The following is a 17,707-nucleotide window of genomic DNA, read 5'->3' as shown; positions in this document are numbered from 1 at the left end:
TCTCTTGATAAGAGGAGGTGATCATATGTTGAGAGTCATAACCGCAGAAGCAGCATATACCACCGAAGAATTAGCTGATATACTTGGTTTGTCCATAGCAACTATCCGAAAGTACAACTTCCATTTTGCCAAAATTGGTGTGCAATTTACTAAAAAACAAGGCAGATTAGCTTATACAAATGACGACGTTACTATCTTTCATGAACTAAAAAGAATTTATGCCCATCCCGAAATGACCTTAGAAAAAGCCGTTATAACCGTTGCAAAAAAATTTAACTTAGTACAAATACCAGACACTCCACCTAACATTTCAACTGAAAAACAAACCCTTATCCTAGAACCACTCGAAGCACAAATGAAAGAGATACAAAGCTATATCGATGCAAAATTTGAAGAACGAGAACGTCAATTAATTTCAATGGCTCGCGAAATTCGGTCGTTAAAAAAAGCACAACAACAAAAGAAGAGTTTTTATAAGTGGTTAAAAACCTTTTTTGAAAAATAATTTGCTACAATGGGTGGCATCTCATTATCTAATATTCACACAAAAAAACCTTTTCCCTCTAGGTAGGGGAAAAGGTTTTTTTTATGTGAAGTTCAATTTCAAAGAATATCCATAACAAAGACCGCCCATTATGTATCAGTCTATAAGGCGGTCTTAACTGTATTCATGCTATATGATTATGACAAAAATATCGACAACATGTGTAGAGGAATCTTATTTCTCTTATTCTATGCTAAAAACGCTTCCTTATTCCTAATTTTTCAAACACTTTTGATTCAATTTGGTGCAAAGTGGACAAGCTAATAAAAAAGGAGAGTGAGAGATGTGTTTTGGTGGCGTAACCCGAATCGCAGTAAATTTGGTCGTTGGCTGGATCGAGAAGGAATTACACAAAGTGAATTTTCTGAACGAAGTGGTGTTTCCCGAAACACTATTTGGCGAGTTTGTAACACCAAAGGTTATATTCCAACTCCTAGAGTAATGAAAAAGATCATGGCCACCGTTCAAAAAGTAGATAAAACAAAAGATATTGATGATTTCTTTCAATTCTAAACCCCATGTAAATGATATATAACATGGGGTTTAGTGTTATATGGAAATGTAAATTATGTTGCTATATTTCGATTTAGGATCAATTCGAGATAAAGGTTGTTTTAAGTATCTCGCCTTCTTTTAAGCTATAACTAATTAATAAAATTTAGTTAAACCAATCTAGAGCTCCTCTTAGAAAGAACTTGCCTATAAATTTTTATCTTTAAAGTTAATGTCCCCATATAATCGTTTTAGAGAATAAACCTCATTCTCTATTAAATTAACTGTCTTCAAGCTATTATTCCTCTTTCTATATGCTCAATGTAAATACTTTTCCCATTATATATTACAGTGACCATGTCCACTGAATCTGCAATTTCTTGTGCTCTTTGTACATCCACCTTTATCTCGCCTCCTTTTTATTTATAAAAGTAACAGTATTGGTTTTTGATTATTTTTAATCCATTTAATCCTCTATTTCGAAAAAAAGAAGGATGACCACTTACCATTAAATACCTTATGTGCTAGGAGCCTAAGTATTATATATACTTATATAATAAGAGCAGGAATTATCCAGATTTAGTTTTTTACAATTTATCTTTTGAGTAAATAGCTATGTCTAATTATTCCCTGTTAAATTATAGGAGGACAGAGTAATGCGAATAATAATTGCCGATAGAGACTCTACAGAAAGAGTAGGTATTAAATGGTTAATAAATTCTTATTCTATGAAATTTAATGAAGTATGTTTAGTTGAAGATGCAAGGCAGTTTATTAATGAATTTGAAAAAAGTGAACCAGATATATTGATTTTAGAGTTAGAAATGTTTTCAACTAACAGTTGGGAGATTATCTTAAGAAAAGTGGAAAATTACCAAGGAGTTATAATAGCTATCACTACTGAGGCAATTTTTGAACGTGCCTGGCAAGCAATTCAACTTCAAGCTGTTAATTTATTAGTAAAACCATTGTTACCTGAGAAACTAAAAGAGTCATTAGAAAAGAGTATAAAAAAGCTATCAAATTTTAAAGAGAAGCCTATTCATTTAGAAAACAAAGATGAAAATTATAGATATTACCAATCATTGATGATAGAAACTGAGGTAAAGTTTTCTAATGATTATAAAGGAATGATGATAATAAAACCGGAATATCCAGACGATTTAAAAGAACTTTATAAGTATATTAATGAATACATATTTATGGAAACACCGGTTGTTTTATTATTTAGTGATTACATAGTATGTCTTTTTTCTGTTTTTGAAATGGACAAGTTGTACATAGATTCTACTAGATTCATTAGTAATTCAATCAAATTACTGAACGGGGGAGTTTTTATTAGTATTGACTCCATAAATAAAGTTGAGGACTCCTTACATGCCTGTTATATGAGGTGTATCCAGACGTTAAAAATGGTATTTTACAAGGGATATACACAAGTTATGAAGGCTTCCGAATTCCCGAGCTTTGAAGAATTTGATCCTTTATTAAATTCTGAAGAACAACGAATATGGATTAAAATGTTAGAGGGAGAAAACCTAATACCTATAAAAAATTGGCTTTATGAGAAATTCACTAATTTTCCTAACGGGTACCCTGAACCTGAGTTAATCCGTATTAGCCTTACTAGTATTCTTGCACAGATACGGAGGCATATGAAATCCTATCGATTAGAAAAAAATCAAGCATTAGAGGAACAATATCAAAACATTTTTAATATTGTTCTTAATTCACCAGTACTTTTTAAAGTTGTACAGGAATTATTACTTTTTATTGATAAAATTTTAGAACAAGTTAAAACTCAGCAAAAAAATACTCAAAATGACTTTATTGAACTCGGTTTGAGGTTTATTGATGAACACTTCAGTCGGACAGATTTAAACCTCGTAGTAGTAGCTGATTATGTTAATAAAAGTCCAAGTTATTTTAGTTATGTATTATCTCAGAGAACATCACAAACATTTCAGCAATACCTTACGAATGTTCGGATAAATAAAGCTAAACATCTATTATCTACAACATCACTGTCAATTCAGCAAATTTCATTTTCTATAGGTTTTTCGGATCCAAATTATTTCAGTAGGGTATTTAAAAATCAGACTGGTGTATCACCTTCTATCTGGAAAAATCAAATGTTTATCTAGATATCTAGTTATTTTCCTATAATTAATGAAGAATTTGGTAATATTAAAGATTGTTATAGTTTTAATATTACTTATATTCTGATTATTATCTTCTGTTTCTGTTAGTGTTTTTTTAATAAACTATTAATTAACAGAAAGGGGACTATATGATGAATACTCAATCAGTTAACTTGCGCAAATACTGCGCTCCTAAAGGAATTGAATTAAATACAAAAGGGTGGGTCCAAGAGGCTGTTCTTCGTATGTTAATGAATAACCTAGACCCACAAGTGGCAGAACATCCGGAGAAATTAGTTGTATATGGGGGAATAGGGAAGGCAGCTCGAAATTGGGATGCATTCGATCGTATCGTAGCCACTTTGAAAGATCTAGAAGAGGATGAAACACTATTAGTACAGTCTGGAAAACCAGTAGCTGTTTTTAAAACTCATAAAGATGCACCACGTGTACTCTTAGCTAACTCCAATATTGTTCCGGCCTTTGCGAATTGGGAAAAATTCCATGAATTAGATAAAAAAGGATTGATGATGTATGGGCAAATGACAGCCGGTAGCTGGATTTATATTGGAAGTCAAGGAATTGTACAAGGTACGTATGAAACATTTGCTGAATGTGCGAAACAACATTTTAATGGTAGTCTCGAAGGTACCATTACCGTAACAGCTGGATTAGGAGGCATGGGAGGCGCTCAGCCATTAGCCGTTACAATGGCAGGGGGCGTAGTCATTGGAATTGATGTTGACCGAACACGTATTGAAAAACGAATTGAAACACGCTATTGTGACGTTGTGTTAGAAAGTTTGGACGAGGCAATTAAAATAGCTAAAGAAGCAAAAAAAGAAAAGAAAGCGCTTTCTATTGGGTTGGTTGGAAATGCAGCTGAAGTGCTTCCTCAAATGATTAAACGTGGCTTTATTCCAGACATTGTAACGGATCAAACCTCCGCACATGATCCATTAAATGGTTATCTACCAATTGGATTAACTCTATCGGAAGGAGAAACATTACGTAATCAGAATCCAGAGGAATATGTAAGAAAATCTAAAGCTAGTATGGCTGTTCATGTTCAGGCTATGTTAGATATGCAGAAAGAAGGAGCCATTGCTTTCGACTATGGAAATAATATTCGTCAAGTAGCGCTTGATGAAGGCGTAAAAGACGCATTCAACTTCCCAGGTTTTGTACCTGCTTATATTCGCCCTCAATTCTGTGAAGGAAAAGGACCGTTCCGTTGGGTAGCTTTATCAGGTGATCCAGAAGATATTTATAAAACAGACGAAGTTATTTTACGTGAATTCTCATATAATACTCACCTTTGTAACTGGATTAAAATGGCGAGAGAAAAAATTGAATTTCAAGGATTACCGGCGCGTATCTGTTGGTTAGGATATGGAGAACGTGCACGATTTGGAAAAATCATTAATGAAATGGTTGCATCTGGAGAACTTTCAGCACCTATTGTTATTGGTAGAGATCATTTAGACGCGGGATCTGTTGCTTCGCCAAACCGCGAAACAGAAGCGATGAGAGATGGTAGTGATGCTGTAGCAGATTGGCCTATTTTAAATGCACTAGTTAATACAGCCGCAGGGGCAAGTTGGGTATCTGTTCACCATGGTGGTGGCGTAGGCATGGGATATTCTCTTCACGCAGGTATGGTCGTAGTAGCAGATGGCACGGAAGATGCGGCTAAACGTCTTGAACGTGTATTAACAACAGATCCTGGTATGGGGGTTGTTCGCCATTTAGATGCAGGCTATGAGTTAGCCATTCAAACAGCCAAGGAAAAAGGCATGAACATTCCAACATTAGACTAAAGGAAACGGAGTGAGTAGTATGTCATCTATTATGTATATTAAACGTGCCTCACAACTGATTACAGTTAGAGGTGGAAGTAAAGAACCAAAACGTGCTCAAGATATGTCCGATATCGGTATTATCGAACATGGCAGTGTGGTAGTGGAAAATGGAATGATTACATTTGTTGGATCAGATGTTGAAGCAGAACGCTATGTTCATACGTTGAATGGACATATCAATACGATTGATGCTTCAGGAAAAATTGTTACTCCAGGTCTAATCGATGCTCATACTCATATTGTGTTTGGGGGAAGTCGTGAAAAAGAGCTAGAGATGCGATTAAACGGATCTAAATACATTGATATCCTAAAGGCAGGCGGAGGAATTCTCCAGACAACAACAAGTACAAGAGAAGCTACAGAAGAACAATTGATTCAAGAAACCTCCAAACGCCTAAATCGTTTTCTACAATATGGAGTTACGACGGTTGAAGCGAAAAGTGGATATGGTTTGACACTGGAAGATGAATTGAAACAGCTACGAGCAGCAAAAAAGCTCGATGAAAGGCATCCTATTGATATAGTTTCGACATTTATGGGAGCCCATGCTGTTCCAGTTGAATATAAAGAAAATCCAGACGAATTTGTTCGTTTAGTGATAGAGGAAATGATTCCAAGAGTTGCAGAAGAAAATTTGGCTGAGTTTTGCGATGTTTTTTGTGAAGAAGGAGTTTTTACAATTCAACAGTCGGAGCAAATTCTTGAGGCAGGAAAAAGGTATGGTTTAAAACCAAAAATACATGCAGATGAAATTGTTCAATTCGGCGGTGCAGAACTTGCAGCCAAGGTGGGAGCTGTTTCGGCCGACCATTTATTACAAGCATCGGATGAAGGTATTAAACAAATGGCTAAAAGTGGTGTTATTGCAGTCTTGTTACCGGGTACAGCGTTCTTTTTAATGGAGAAGCCTGCGAATGCAAGAAAGATGATTGAAGCCGGAGTTCCGGTTGCCCTTTCAACTGATCGTAATCCAGGGTCATCACCTACTGAATCGTTACCTTTTATTATGAATCTAGCGTGTCTTACGATGAAGATGACGCCAGCCGAAGTTCTAACAGCATGTACAATTAATGCAGCTCATGCCATCGGAAAAGCTGATGAAGTGGGGAGTATCGAAGTAGGAAAGAAAGGGGACCTTGTTTTATTTGATGCACCGAATTATCAAACGTTGCAGTATAACTATGCAGTGAACCTTGTAGATACTGTCATTAAAAAAGGACAAGTGATTGTGGAAGGTGGGGCTTTGCGTGACGTACCCGTACCCACAACTTAATCGTCCCTCTTTTCATTGGGAAAGACAGCGTTCAACTGAACCTAAGGTAAGTGATTGGATCGAGACTTTTGAGGTCCAAGATGAAATAGATTTTCAAGCTGTAGATGTAACCGTTTTGGGAGTCCCTCTTTCCAGATCTTCTATTAGTGCATCAGGAGCAAGTGAAACTCCCTTGGCCATGAGACAACTATGGAAATCGTTTAATCCGTATCATATTGAATACGATACGGATTTGACCCCCTTATCGGTTTTAGACTTAGGCGATGTCAAACAGCATGTAACAGATATTTCACTTTCTCATCAGTATATTAAAGAAGCAATGATTTCAATGCGGAAATATCACCCTCATACATTGCCTATCATGTTAGGGGGAGATCATTCGATTACGGCTATGTTAGTAAAAGGCTGGAAAGAGTCGCATCCAGAACAACGTATAGGAATTCTTCAATTCGATACACATTTTGATTTACGCAGTTTAGAAGATAACGGACCATCAAATGGAACGCCAATTCGAAACCTGATTGAGAGTGGTACAATTGAAGGCAAAAACGTTTGGAATATTGGCCTGCATGGATTTTATAACTCAAAATCTCTCAAAGAGTATGCAGATACTAAAAGTGTTAATTACGTAACCTTACTTCAAGCTAGAAAAACAGGGATTTCTTGTATAGTTGAAAGAGCCTTAGATGATTTAGCCAAGGAAGTGGATGTCATCTATCTAACAGTAGATATGGATGTTCTTGATGTGGCTTATGCCCCTGGTGTACCAGCAGGAACAACAGGAGGAATGAGAACGGATGAATTATTTGAAGCTATATACATTGCGGGCTCACATCCATTAGTCCAAGCAATGGATATTGTATGTTTAGATCCCTTACGCGATAAATCAGGAATTACTGTTAAAGCAGGAGTTCATGTATTCTTGAATTTTTTAACAGGCTTTGCAAATAGAAAATAAAATATTAATTTCCTTATCCTTTTGAAAGTGACAAATCTCTAGCGATTTGTCATGAAACTTTCTTTCTCAGGAAGAAAAGTGAAAAAATGAGAGAGGAGAGAAGTAATTGGTGAAAAACAATTATCGCTACTTTATTATTTTTATGATTGTTATTATAACAATTATAAATTACATAGATAGAGGAGCACTTTCATACGCTCAGGCTGAAATTATTCAAGAATTCAACTTAAATCCCGTAAGCTGGGGAGCAATTTTGGGGTATTTTGGCTATGGTTATATTTTCGGTGCACTATTCGGAGGGGCGTTGGCAGATAAGAAAGGTCCTAAGTTTATGTGGATTCTTGCTGGAACCACATGGTCTATATTTGAAATTGGGACAATATTTGCTGGTCACTTAGGTGCAGCGTTCTTTGGGGGTTCTGCATTAGCTGGTTTTGCGGTATTTCGTGTTTTGTTTGGACTGGCTGAAGGACCTACTTTATCTACAATGAACCGAACGATGGCAAATTGGGTATCTCCAAAAGAAAAAGGTTTTTCTGTAGCACTTGGCTTAGTTGGAACTCCAATTGGAGCATTGGTCACCGCACCTATCGTAGTGGGCCTTTTAACGTTTACTAATTGGAAGGTAACATTTATTATTCTTGGTCTGTTAGGTTTTGTTTGGGTATTAATATGGAGAAAAATATTTACAAATTTACCTGAAGATCATCCGAGAGTTTCAAAGATTGAACTTCAAAAAATTCGAAGTATAGATAGTTTAATAAAAGGTGAATCACAATTAGAAAAAACAAACTCCAAAAATGTTCCTTGGTATTATTTTTTTAAAAACCCTACATTAGTAATGAATGCCATTGGGTACTTTGCATTTTTGTATGTCAATATTCTATTACTAACTTGGACTCCAAAATATTTGCAAGATGAATTTAACTATTCTTTAGCATCTCTTTCATATATAGGTATGATTCCATGGGTAGGTGCTATTGTTACAGGATTAGTAGGAGGGAAAATTTCCGATAAGTTACGTGAGAAAACTGGGAATTTACGTATAGCCAGATCCTGGTTCACAGTAGTCTGCTTATTTTTTACAGCTATTTGTTTTATGCTAATCCCCACGGTTGGAAGTGCGACCTCAGTACTTTTATTAATGTGTATAGGTAATGCCTTTAATTACCTACCCAATTCGATCTATTGGACAGTTGTTCTTGATACAGAGCCTAATAAAGCCGGAACTTTTGGGGGAGTAACTCATTTTATTGCGAACCTGGCTACTATTATTGCGCCTACACTAACAGGAAGCCTTGTTGCGGCACATGGATATAATGCTATGTTTACTGCTGCTGCCATTGCCGTAATAATTGGAATGGTATCTATGATATTTGTAAAACCAGGACAACGAAGTCATATATCAGATATGCATAATGAGAAAAATATCATATTATAGTAACCATTATTCTTCTATAGGATAAAGAGCTTCTATCAAAAAGAGATACCTAATTTAAGAACGAAGGAATATAAAACCATGAAAATAAACAGCTGTTAACAAACATGCTTCTTAATAAAACAATAATTTTGTTCTACTCTACTACTTAGATATCTATCTACTTTATTGTATGCTTTTAGACGTATATTTTCTTATATCAAATTATTACTACAGGATAGCCAAGATTTTCATTTATCAATATCACACAAATTTTTGAAACATAAGAAAAAGCCAAGGCTTTCTCAAAAAAGCGCTTGGCTACTTATTTATCTCTTCATTTACTTTAAACTTTGGTTAAAATCTTACTTAGTTAGATTTTCTGAGAGTAAGTAAATGGAGAATAGAATTAATACAAGCTCCTTTTCAAGGTATTACCAAAAAATTATTAGAATATTACTCCAGTTGAAGGAGAGGTAAATTTCTTATGGCGGAACACAAATTTAAAATGGATGATGCTCCACTTAATAAGTTTCATTTAAAGATTACTGCACTTACTTTTGGGTCTAATTTTACCGATGGTTATGCTCTTGGTATTATTGGTATAGCTCTTGCTCTAATTGGACCAGAAATGAAACTTAATTCCATGTGGGAAGGGCTAATAGGCAGCTCAGCTTTAATTGGCCTCTTTTTAGGAAGTCTAGTGCTTGGAGGGTTATCCGATCGTGTAGGTAGACAGAAAATATATTTGTTTAATTTTCTAGTAGTTGCTATTGCCTCTGTTCTACAGTTATTCGTAAATGGTCCAGTAGAGCTATTTATTTTGCGTCTAATAATAGGATTTGCTCTAGGAGGTGATTATGCCGTAGGCTCAACCTTACTTGCAGAATTTGCGCCTAGAAAATACCGGGGTATCTTACTAGCTTCTTTAAATGTGCTCTGGACAGTTGGGTATGTTGCTGCGACCATAGTCGGCCACTATTTAGGCTCAAATGACAACGAATCATGGCGGTGGATGCTTGCTACATCGGCAATTCCTGCAATTATCGTACTGCTATTAAGAATTGGTACACCTGAATCACCAAGATGGCTTATTAGCATGGGACGTAATGAAGAGGCACGCCAGATTGTTAAAAAATACATTGGGGTAAACGCAGAAATTGATGAAAAGATAACAGAGCATCAGCAAAACCAAGGATATCTATCACTTTTTAACAAACAAATTTGGAAGCGCACTACTTTTGGAGGAATATTTTATGTTTGCATTGTTATTCCTTATTTTGCTATTTATACCTTTTTGCCTTCAATATTAAAAAGCATGGGATTATCTGAAAATTTCACAGTAGACCTTTGGCTAAATATATTTCTAATTGTTGGATCGTTGGTTGGACTTTGGCTTATGGAAAAACTTTCTCGGAGAAGTTTTACCATTGGAACGTTTGCATTGATGACCATAAGTTTATTTATGCTGAGTATTTTACAGAGGCCTGATATTTTACTTATCACTTTGTTTTTAATGTTTACTTTCATTATATCAGCAGCTTCGAATCTAACATTGACATATCCTGCTGAACTATTTCCAACTGAAATACGCGGGTCGGGAGTAGGTTTTTTGACAGCTTTCAGCCGGATCGGATCTGCTGTTGGAACGTTTCTGCTGCCTTTAAGCTTAAATAATATGGGATTAGGTGCAACAATGATCGGAATGTCTGCGATTTTATTATTAGGTACTATTGTTTCAATTATGTGGGCGCCTGAAACAAAATCTCTTTCTCTAAGTGAAGCAAGTAATCCTTTAGAAGATAACCCTTTACATGTAGAAGATAAGACAACTCTAAACTCTATGAATCGTAAAGCTTAAACAAAATAAGGTCAGCTTTTGCTCTCTTATATAGACATTAGATTCTAAAAAGCTAGCACTGTAGAGAGGGAAAGCTGACTACAGGAACTTACTAATAAAAATTAATTTCAGATTAAATACCATCACATTGAGGAGGAGTAATCTTGATTGAAGTAAGAGAAACGAAGGTAGTAATTGAAGACAACCTTACCATTAAGGATCTGGTAGCAGTAGCAAGGCATCATGCTTCTTTAGAACTTTCTGAGAAAAGGAAGAAGTGTATTATTCAAGCAAGGAAATTAGTAGAGAGATTTGTAGAAGAGAATCAAGTTATCTATGGAATTACGACAGGTGTAGGAGAAAATTCAAAAGTTAGAATTTCAACAACCGAGTCTAAAGAAATGCAAAAAAAATTAATCATGAGCCATGCTTGTGGGGTAGGCGAGCCGTTAAAACTAGAACAGGTCAGAGCTATTATGGTTATGATGATTCAAAACTTTTCACAAGGTTATTCAGGCATAAGACTAGAAACAGTGGAGGCTTTAATTAAACTATTAAATAAAGGAGTTACACCGATTGTTCCTAAAGAAGGATCTTTAGGTTATTTAAATCATCAGGCTCATATTAGTTTAGTTCTTCTTGGAATGGGTGAAGCGAAATACAAAGGGATAGTCATGAGTGGAAAAGAAGCTCTTCAGTCCATAGGTATTTCTGAACTTGAATTGCATGAAAAGGAAGGACTTTCTCTTATTAATGGAACGGTTGATATGACAGGGATTGGAGCCTTAGCAATTTATGATGCTATGAATTTGCTTAAATCTGCTGACATTATATCTATGATGAGTTTTGAGGCTTTGCGTGGAACCTACTATGCATTCGATCCAAGAATTAGCCAAGTGAAGCTTCATCCAGGACAACAAAAAACAACTTCAAATATACATAAAATTATTAATGGAAGTAAAATTGCTGAGACATTTAAGGAGTATAGAACCCAAGATGCTTTAAGTATTCGATCAATTCCTCAAGTGCATGGAGCCTGTAAAGATGCTATGAACTATGCAAAGGAAGTGGTGGAGAGGGAAATGAATTCAGCAACTGATAATCCTCTGATTTTTCATGAAGGAGAAAAAGGGATTGCTATATCTTCTTCTAATTGTCATGGCGAAGCAGTAGCTTTAGCTATGGACTTTTTAACAATTGCTATCTCAGAGTTAGCAAATATTTCTGAAAGAAGGGTTTTTCGACTTTTATCCCCTCAACTTAGTGAATTGCCTCCTTTCTTAGTTGAGAAGAGTGGGGTGAATTCAGGGTATATGATCTCACAATATGTGGCGGCAGCATTAGTCTCTGATAATAAGGTATATTCCCATCCATCTTCAGTCGATTCGATCCCTACAACAGCAGGACAGGAAGACCATGTAAGTATGGGAACATCTGCTGCTTTGAAAGCGTTGAAGGTTATTTCGAATACAGAGAAAGTCCTTGGAATTGAGTTAATGTGCAGTGCCCAAGGTTTAGATTTTCTAAAGCCTTTAGAATCAGGAATGGGTACAGAAGCTGCATATCAATTACTTCGACAATACGTTTCGCCACTAGAAGATGACCGAGTCATATCAGAAGATATAAACCAATCGGAAAATTTAGTCCATACAGGAGCACTGGTTAAACAGGTAGAGATACACATAGGAGAGTTGCAAGTCTAAAAAAGAATTGGTATGAACTATTTCTCTACTTAATATAATATCTCTTAACTGAATCTATGTAATGAAGAATCCTTGGGGCAGTGAATTTCCGCCAAGGATTCTTTTTCCATGTATATGCTAGTTCCTATAAAAAAGTAGGATATTGTATTCTTTTTTATCTATATACTCCATAAAAAACCCCTTTGTAAGGCTTCTTATATCTAGATAAAACAATCTTCCTAGAATTAAGATAATAATTCATAAAAACTAAGTTACTCTTCATAGTAGTATCCATGACAACTTTCATTAAATTAATACTTGTCTTAATCAATTATTAAACTTCCCCTCTATATATTTTAAAATTACAAAAAGTAAAAATATATTTATATATATGCTGTAACCTACCTGAAATAGTATCGTTATAAAAAGAAACACTACTGCCTCCTTCTTGTTATAAAGATATGTTACGATTTGTTAGGTCGGTATGGCATGTTTCATCATGCATTTCAGCTCATAAAAAGATTCTTCTTTCCTTGTCAGGAGGAGGGAGAAATCTTTTTACATTTATCAAATTTACCCACTATCTATCCATACCAATCTACATGCAAACATAACGTAGAGGTTCACTTTCATAGATGTTAGAATTTATCTTTTGTTTGCGCATATTTTTATATGTGTCTTTTTCTTTCTCCTATCTGATTTCTTATTCCATTTGCTCAAAATTAGATAGGAGCTCTTTTTGTAGGCTGAATTTTTAGCACTCTAGGTTAAGTTGATTCTAATTCCACCAGAAGAGGACTGTGTTATCGGTTTTGCTTCCCTATGTTGTTTAGTAGAACTCTTATATTTCTCCATCAGTTCATGAATACTTGCTACTTGAATAATCCGTATATGCTCTGAAGACACTGCATACCGAACAGGCGTAATCAGAATAACCGAAGGGAAGATAGGTGATCGACCTTCTGGTTGCCAGTGCAAGTCATTCCACTCATCCGAAAAGAAAAACTCCTCATAGAGGGTGACCTTCGCCTGCATCTTCTGCTCCGAATACTGATTTCTCTGAATTTCAATCCAAAACGGAGATCCTTTAAAGATACAAAAGAGATCGGGTTCAATGCCTCCTTTTCGTCCTGTGGGCTTATCTTCAACAATAACCTGTTTAGGGGCACTATGCGTACACATTTGTTTATAGATATCTAGAATTGAAAGGAAATGTAATATTTTTTGAGAGTTCTTTTTAATCTTCGCATCCACAGGTAAATATACCGTTGGGGAATACTGCTGAGTGCGTTCAATCAGCCCTAACCGATATAAACGTATCATCACACTATTACAGGCATTAATAGGCGATTTGAGCTGTTTAAAGAACAGTTCCACTAATGAGTCTCGATCTACAGCCCGAAACTGATTAATAAACCCAATGATGTCTTTATCACGCTGAGATAACCGAAAGCTCATCGCTGTTCCTCGTTCTCTAATAATCCAAAGATAGGCTGTGATACGACCTCCAGTTGAGGTTCAGAATCTTTTACCCGTGTTTTATAAGGAGAAAGCATTTCTTTACACGCTTCTTCATCTAAAAAATACGCTTGAAACTCTTTGACTTCATCAATTTTAATTTTCATACGCCCCCTGGCTGCGGCATCAATTTCTTCTGCTCCTATCACCCCGGCTACTTTCGCATTTGTGGCATCGGCCTGCCTTCCAGAGATGCGTACCCGTAAGTTAGCTTTTAACGCTGAATTTAATAAATCCGCATCCGGACGCTGCATGGCAATAATCGTATGAACACCTAGCGCACGACCTTGACTCGCAAACTGTTGAATCATCTCTACAAGGTCCGTTTCTCGTTTAATGATGCTCATTTCGTCTAAGACCACTACAATCCGAGGCAGCTTAAAAGGAAGTCTGCTGATATGTGTCACGCCATGCTCTAACAGTAAATCGCCCCGTCGATACATTTCAGCGCGTAACAATGCAAAAGGCTTTCGCATGTCTTTTGCCTCAAAACAAAGCGCATCGACGTGCTCAATTCCATGAAATAATCCTAAATCGGCTCGTTTAAGGTCCACTAAGATTAAGCGTAAATCTTCAGGCGAGGCATTCTTCACCCATGTGGTCAGAATCACGCGCATTAAGCTGCTTTTTCCAGCACCAATTTCGCCAGAAATCAGTAACGTTTCTAAATCCGCAAAATCCCATGAAACAGGGTTTCCATAGATATCTTGACCAATGCATACTGGAAGCTCCATTTTCTTAATATGAGGATGAATTGAATCATATTGATAAGTAAGCATCTTCGGTAAGCTTTTGTGATGAACCGTGATACTGAAATTCTTCAGGATGCCGTTTATTTCAATGTTGCTGCCTAATACTTGTCGTAATGCCCACCTTTTTTTCATTAAAAGATCAGGATCAATCCCATTTAGTAAGGAAAAAGCGTACCGAGTGTACGTATGATGGTTATCGATTTGATGAATTTTCGGAAACAGATAGGAGGTACGGTCTCCACGTTTCACCACCCGGTAAATCTCCGCCGTACGAAACGCTTTTATCAATTGGCCGCGCAATTTCAGTTTTTCAAACATGAACATTCCTCCTCAAAACATAAAGGTCGCAAAAAAGTAAATCAAGGCGCTATAAAAGGTAACAGGCAAGATAAAACGCATCACCTTTGCGAACTGATCAACAAGGTCAATGACACCCCATCGCTCTAATATTCGTTCAATGATAGCAATCCCTAAGACAATGCCTCCTATGGTTAGAATAGTGGGGTCAAGCATGGCTAGTGGACTAAACGGCACAAAGGAATACGCCTTGAAAGGACGAGGTCTCGTGAGAGATGATTTTGGGGATGGAGGAATGATCTTTCGAAAGGTCAATCCTTTTGTTTTTCTCATGTTGATACCTTCTTTCATTCGTTCAATTTTTTTGCCTTTAATTTATGCATGATTTCAGCTCGACGCATCCGGTCGCCCCCTTCGCCTCTTCGGCTCAGCTCCCTTACAGGTTTCATGAAGGGCGTCACTAAGCGTATACAGCTTGTATTAACGCGGTAGCGATAATGAACTAGCTACTGATTAGGTAATGAAGCTGTAATTCTTTAGATACTATGTAGCTACTGCAGTAAGCTTGCCTGTCCATTCAAAAAATAACAAAGAACCCTTACTGCAGTAAGTAAGGGGTAGCTGATTATGTAAGAAGTAATGGGTTTTTATATGCTGGAGTTTGTCCCAATAATGCCTTTTTTAAGAAGTAATGTAGTAGATACTTATTTTCAAAATATAAATGACTCACCCTGGATCAGCAATTTTAAGAACATCAAACTTTGTCCGTGTAGCATAAGGCAAAGTTAATGTTCCCACTCTTTGAATGTAACCGTTAAAAGAGGCCGTCTTTTTTTACTATTATTACTTTTTGGTACCTATATTACTTTAAAGTGCGTACTTTTTTTTCCTGTTTTTATATTGGATAATAACTTTTGTCAGATGAACTAATTGATGATGGCTCATTTATATTATGTCTTTGCGATGATTCCAAGCTTAATTCAAAAAAGAAATGATACAAATACAAATAAAACTAACTGATAATAAGCAGGAGGTAATATTGTTATGATGAAAAATTTACAGGATACAGTCACTTTACACAATGGAGTAAAGATGCCCGGATTTGGTCTCGGTGTATTTAAAGTAGAAGAAGGTCCTGAATTAGTAAATGCAGTTAAAGTAGCCATTAAACATGGGTATCGTAGTATTGATACAGCAGCCATTTACGGTAACGAAGAAGGTGTAGGCCAAGGGATTCGTAAAGGTCTAAAAGAAGCTGGTATCTCACGAGAGAATGTATTTGTCACATCAAAAGTATGGAATGCAGACTTAGGGTATGACGCAACAATTGCAGCTTACGAAACAAGTCTAAAAAAACTTGGATTAGACTATTTAGACCTTTATCTGATTCACTGGCCAGTTGAAGGGAAATACAAAGAAGCATGGAGAGCTTTAGAAACCCTTTATAAAGAGGGTAAGGTTAAAGCAATTGGGGTAAGTAATTTCCAAGTTCATCACCTTAAGGATTTAATGGAAGATGCAGAAATCAAGCCTGTAATTAATCAGGTAGAATATCATCCGCGTCTAACACAAAAAGAACTTCAACCATTCTGTGAGAAACATCATATTCAACTTGAAGCATGGTCTCCACTAATGCAAGGAGAATTATTAGATAATGAGGTTTTAACAGAGATTGCAAATAAGCATAATAAATCTGTAGCCCAGGTCATTCTACGTTGGGATGTACAGAATGGTATTATTACCATTCCAAAATCAACAAAAGAACATCGTATAGTAGAAAATGCGTCAATCTTTGATTTTGAATTAACTAAAGAAGAAATAGAACGTATTGATGAATTGAATCAAAATCATCGTGTAGGTCCAGATCCTGACAACTTTGATTTTTAATGAGGGGGTGAGGAGATAGACACACTGGTAGTTGTCTATCTCCTTCTTTGTTTAAAATTCGAAGGTTTATCCAAACTAATGACAGATTGTATTTATTTTATTAGTTCTATTAACCAAAAATATAGTTTTTATATAAAAATAGGAGTGACCTGATATGGAATTAAATTTAAAAGGAAAAACAGCTCTAGTTACGGGATCGACAGCCGGTATAGGTAAGGCTATCGCTCTGTCCTTAGTAGCAGAGGGAGCTACAGTTCTTATTAATGGAAGGCGAGAGGAAAAGGTCTATGAAACCATTATAGATATTCAAACTCAGTATCCTCAAGCTATTCTTCATCCAGCTGTACATGATCTAGGAACAGAGCAGGGTTGTCAACAGCTAATGGAACAGTATCCAGAAGTAGATATTCTCGTTAATAATCTTGGTATTTTTGAACCTGTTGAATACTTTGATATACCAGATGAAGATTGGTTTCGGTTATTTGAAGTCAACATTATGAGTGGCGTTCGATTAACACGCTCTTACCTCAAGAAAATGATTCAAAAAGAAGAAGGAAGAGTAATCTTCATTGCAAGTGAGGCAGCTATTATGCCTTCTCAAGAAATGGCTCATTACAGTGCAACTAAAACCATGCAATTGTCTCTTTCTCGTAATTTAGCTGAATTATGCACAGGCACAAATGTGACAGTTAATACCGTTATGCCTGGTTCAACTCTAACTGAAGGAGTAGAAACAATGCTAAATAGTCTTTATCCAAATGAACAATTAACCCTAAAAGAAGCTGAAACGCGATTTATGAAAGAAAATCGCCCCACTTCTATTATCCAAAGGTTTATCCGTCCAGAAGAAATTGCAAACCTTGTTACTTTCTTAAGTAGTCCACTATCCTCAGCTATTAATGGTTCAGCACTGCGGATAGATGGAGGACTAGTACGTAGCGTATTTTAAGCATTTTATATCTAAAGATGAATTATTCATATTCATTAGATGTTTGCCTCAAAATATAAGACCAGAGAACAAAGCAATAAGTAGCAGGAATTCAA

15 protein-coding genes are annotated in these 17,707 nt (G+C 36.1%); 11 read left to right on the top strand and 4 right to left on the bottom strand.

Annotation, left to right across the window (positions count from 1 at the left end; genetic code table 11):
- Nucleotides 1-25 precede the first annotated feature (25 nt).
- On the top strand, nucleotides 26-505 hold the full coding sequence (locus ACFX4N_RS27600) for a MerR family transcriptional regulator (RefSeq protein ID WP_192100874.1): 480 nt from the start codon (nucleotides 26-28) through the stop codon (nucleotides 503-505).
- Nucleotides 506-829: 324 nt separating this feature from the next.
- Nucleotides 830-1,057 (top strand): helix-turn-helix transcriptional regulator, encoded by a 228-nt coding sequence (locus ACFX4N_RS27595; protein ID WP_053488389.1) that lies wholly within the window; start codon nucleotides 830-832, stop codon nucleotides 1,055-1,057.
- 269 nt (nucleotides 1,058-1,326) lie between these two features.
- Here ACFX4N_RS27595 and ACFX4N_RS27590 read toward each other — a convergent pair whose 3' ends face one another.
- Nucleotides 1,327-1,437: a small, acid-soluble spore protein, H family gene (locus ACFX4N_RS27590; RefSeq protein WP_377263456.1), complete on the bottom strand. Its 111-nt coding sequence runs from the start codon at nucleotides 1,435-1,437 to the stop codon at nucleotides 1,327-1,329.
- A 255-nt stretch (nucleotides 1,438-1,692) separates the two neighbouring features.
- On the opposite strand from ACFX4N_RS27590, the gene ACFX4N_RS27585 reads away from it, so the two are divergent.
- The 7 genes from ACFX4N_RS27585 to hutH all read left to right on the top strand — a co-directional run bounded on the left by ACFX4N_RS27585 (nucleotide 1,693) and on the right by hutH (nucleotide 12,230).
- Nucleotides 1,693-3,180, top strand: a complete 1,488-nt coding sequence (locus tag ACFX4N_RS27585; RefSeq protein WP_192100873.1) for a helix-turn-helix domain-containing protein — start codon at nucleotides 1,693-1,695, stop codon at nucleotides 3,178-3,180.
- Between the two features lie 149 nt (nucleotides 3,181-3,329).
- Entirely contained in the window at nucleotides 3,330-4,997 is a 1,668-nt protein-coding gene (gene hutU / locus ACFX4N_RS27580) for a urocanate hydratase (RefSeq protein WP_377263454.1), read from the top strand.
- A gap of 19 nt (nucleotides 4,998-5,016) precedes the next feature.
- Entirely contained in the window at nucleotides 5,017-6,312 is a 1,296-nt protein-coding gene (gene hutI, locus ACFX4N_RS27575; RefSeq protein ID WP_192100871.1) for an imidazolonepropionase, read from the top strand.
- Nucleotides 6,287-7,270 (top strand): agmatinase family protein, encoded by a 984-nt coding sequence (locus ACFX4N_RS27570; RefSeq protein ID WP_192100870.1) that lies wholly within the window; start codon nucleotides 6,287-6,289, stop codon nucleotides 7,268-7,270. The genes hutI and ACFX4N_RS27570 overlap by 26 nt, the downstream gene beginning before the upstream one ends.
- Before the next feature lie 106 nt (nucleotides 7,271-7,376).
- Nucleotides 7,377-8,711, top strand: coding sequence for an MFS transporter (locus ACFX4N_RS27565; RefSeq protein ID WP_377263451.1), 1,335 nt, complete (start codon nucleotides 7,377-7,379; stop codon nucleotides 8,709-8,711).
- A gap of 463 nt (nucleotides 8,712-9,174) precedes the next feature.
- Nucleotides 9,175-10,548, top strand: a complete 1,374-nt coding sequence (locus tag ACFX4N_RS27560; RefSeq protein WP_192100869.1) for an MFS transporter — start codon at nucleotides 9,175-9,177, stop codon at nucleotides 10,546-10,548.
- 143 nt (nucleotides 10,549-10,691) lie between these two features.
- Nucleotides 10,692-12,230 carry a histidine ammonia-lyase gene (gene hutH, locus ACFX4N_RS27555; protein WP_199866528.1) on the top strand — a complete coding sequence of 513 codons (1,539 nt, stop codon included), beginning with the start codon at nucleotides 10,692-10,694 and terminating at the stop codon, nucleotides 12,228-12,230.
- A gap of 741 nt (nucleotides 12,231-12,971) precedes the next feature.
- Here the strand turns inward: hutH and ACFX4N_RS27550 are convergent.
- From ACFX4N_RS27550 to ACFX4N_RS27540, 3 genes are read right to left on the bottom strand one after another with little or no spacing between them, the layout of a single operon-like run.
- Nucleotides 12,972-13,667: a hypothetical protein gene (locus ACFX4N_RS27550; protein ID WP_098547484.1), complete on the bottom strand. Its 696-nt coding sequence runs from the start codon at nucleotides 13,665-13,667 to the stop codon at nucleotides 12,972-12,974.
- Entirely contained in the window at nucleotides 13,664-14,797 is a 1,134-nt protein-coding gene (locus ACFX4N_RS27545; RefSeq protein WP_192100868.1) for an FtsK/SpoIIIE domain-containing protein, read from the bottom strand. Before ACFX4N_RS27545 ends, ACFX4N_RS27550 begins: the two co-directional genes overlap by 4 nt.
- A 12-nt stretch (nucleotides 14,798-14,809) precedes the next feature.
- Nucleotides 14,810-15,013, bottom strand: coding sequence for a hypothetical protein (locus ACFX4N_RS27540; RefSeq protein WP_244659752.1), 204 nt, complete (start codon nucleotides 15,011-15,013; stop codon nucleotides 14,810-14,812).
- 807 nt (nucleotides 15,014-15,820) lie between these two features.
- Between ACFX4N_RS27540 and ACFX4N_RS27535 the strand changes: the two genes are divergently transcribed.
- On the top strand, nucleotides 15,821-16,663 hold the full coding sequence (locus ACFX4N_RS27535) for an aldo/keto reductase (protein WP_192100867.1): 843 nt from the start codon (nucleotides 15,821-15,823) through the stop codon (nucleotides 16,661-16,663).
- 154 nt (nucleotides 16,664-16,817) lie between these two features.
- Nucleotides 16,818-17,612, top strand: coding sequence for an SDR family NAD(P)-dependent oxidoreductase (locus ACFX4N_RS27530; RefSeq protein WP_377263448.1), 795 nt, complete (start codon nucleotides 16,818-16,820; stop codon nucleotides 17,610-17,612).
- The last annotated feature ends 95 nt before the right edge of the window (nucleotides 17,613-17,707 follow it).

It is taken from the genome of Priestia sp. YIM B13551 (assembly GCF_042787905.1).
In the GTDB taxonomy this organism is placed as follows: Bacteria; Bacillota; Bacilli; order Bacillales; family Bacillaceae_H; genus Priestia.
The sequence above is the reverse complement of the archived record's forward strand: the minus strand, read 5'-3'. Positions and strand labels throughout refer to the sequence as shown.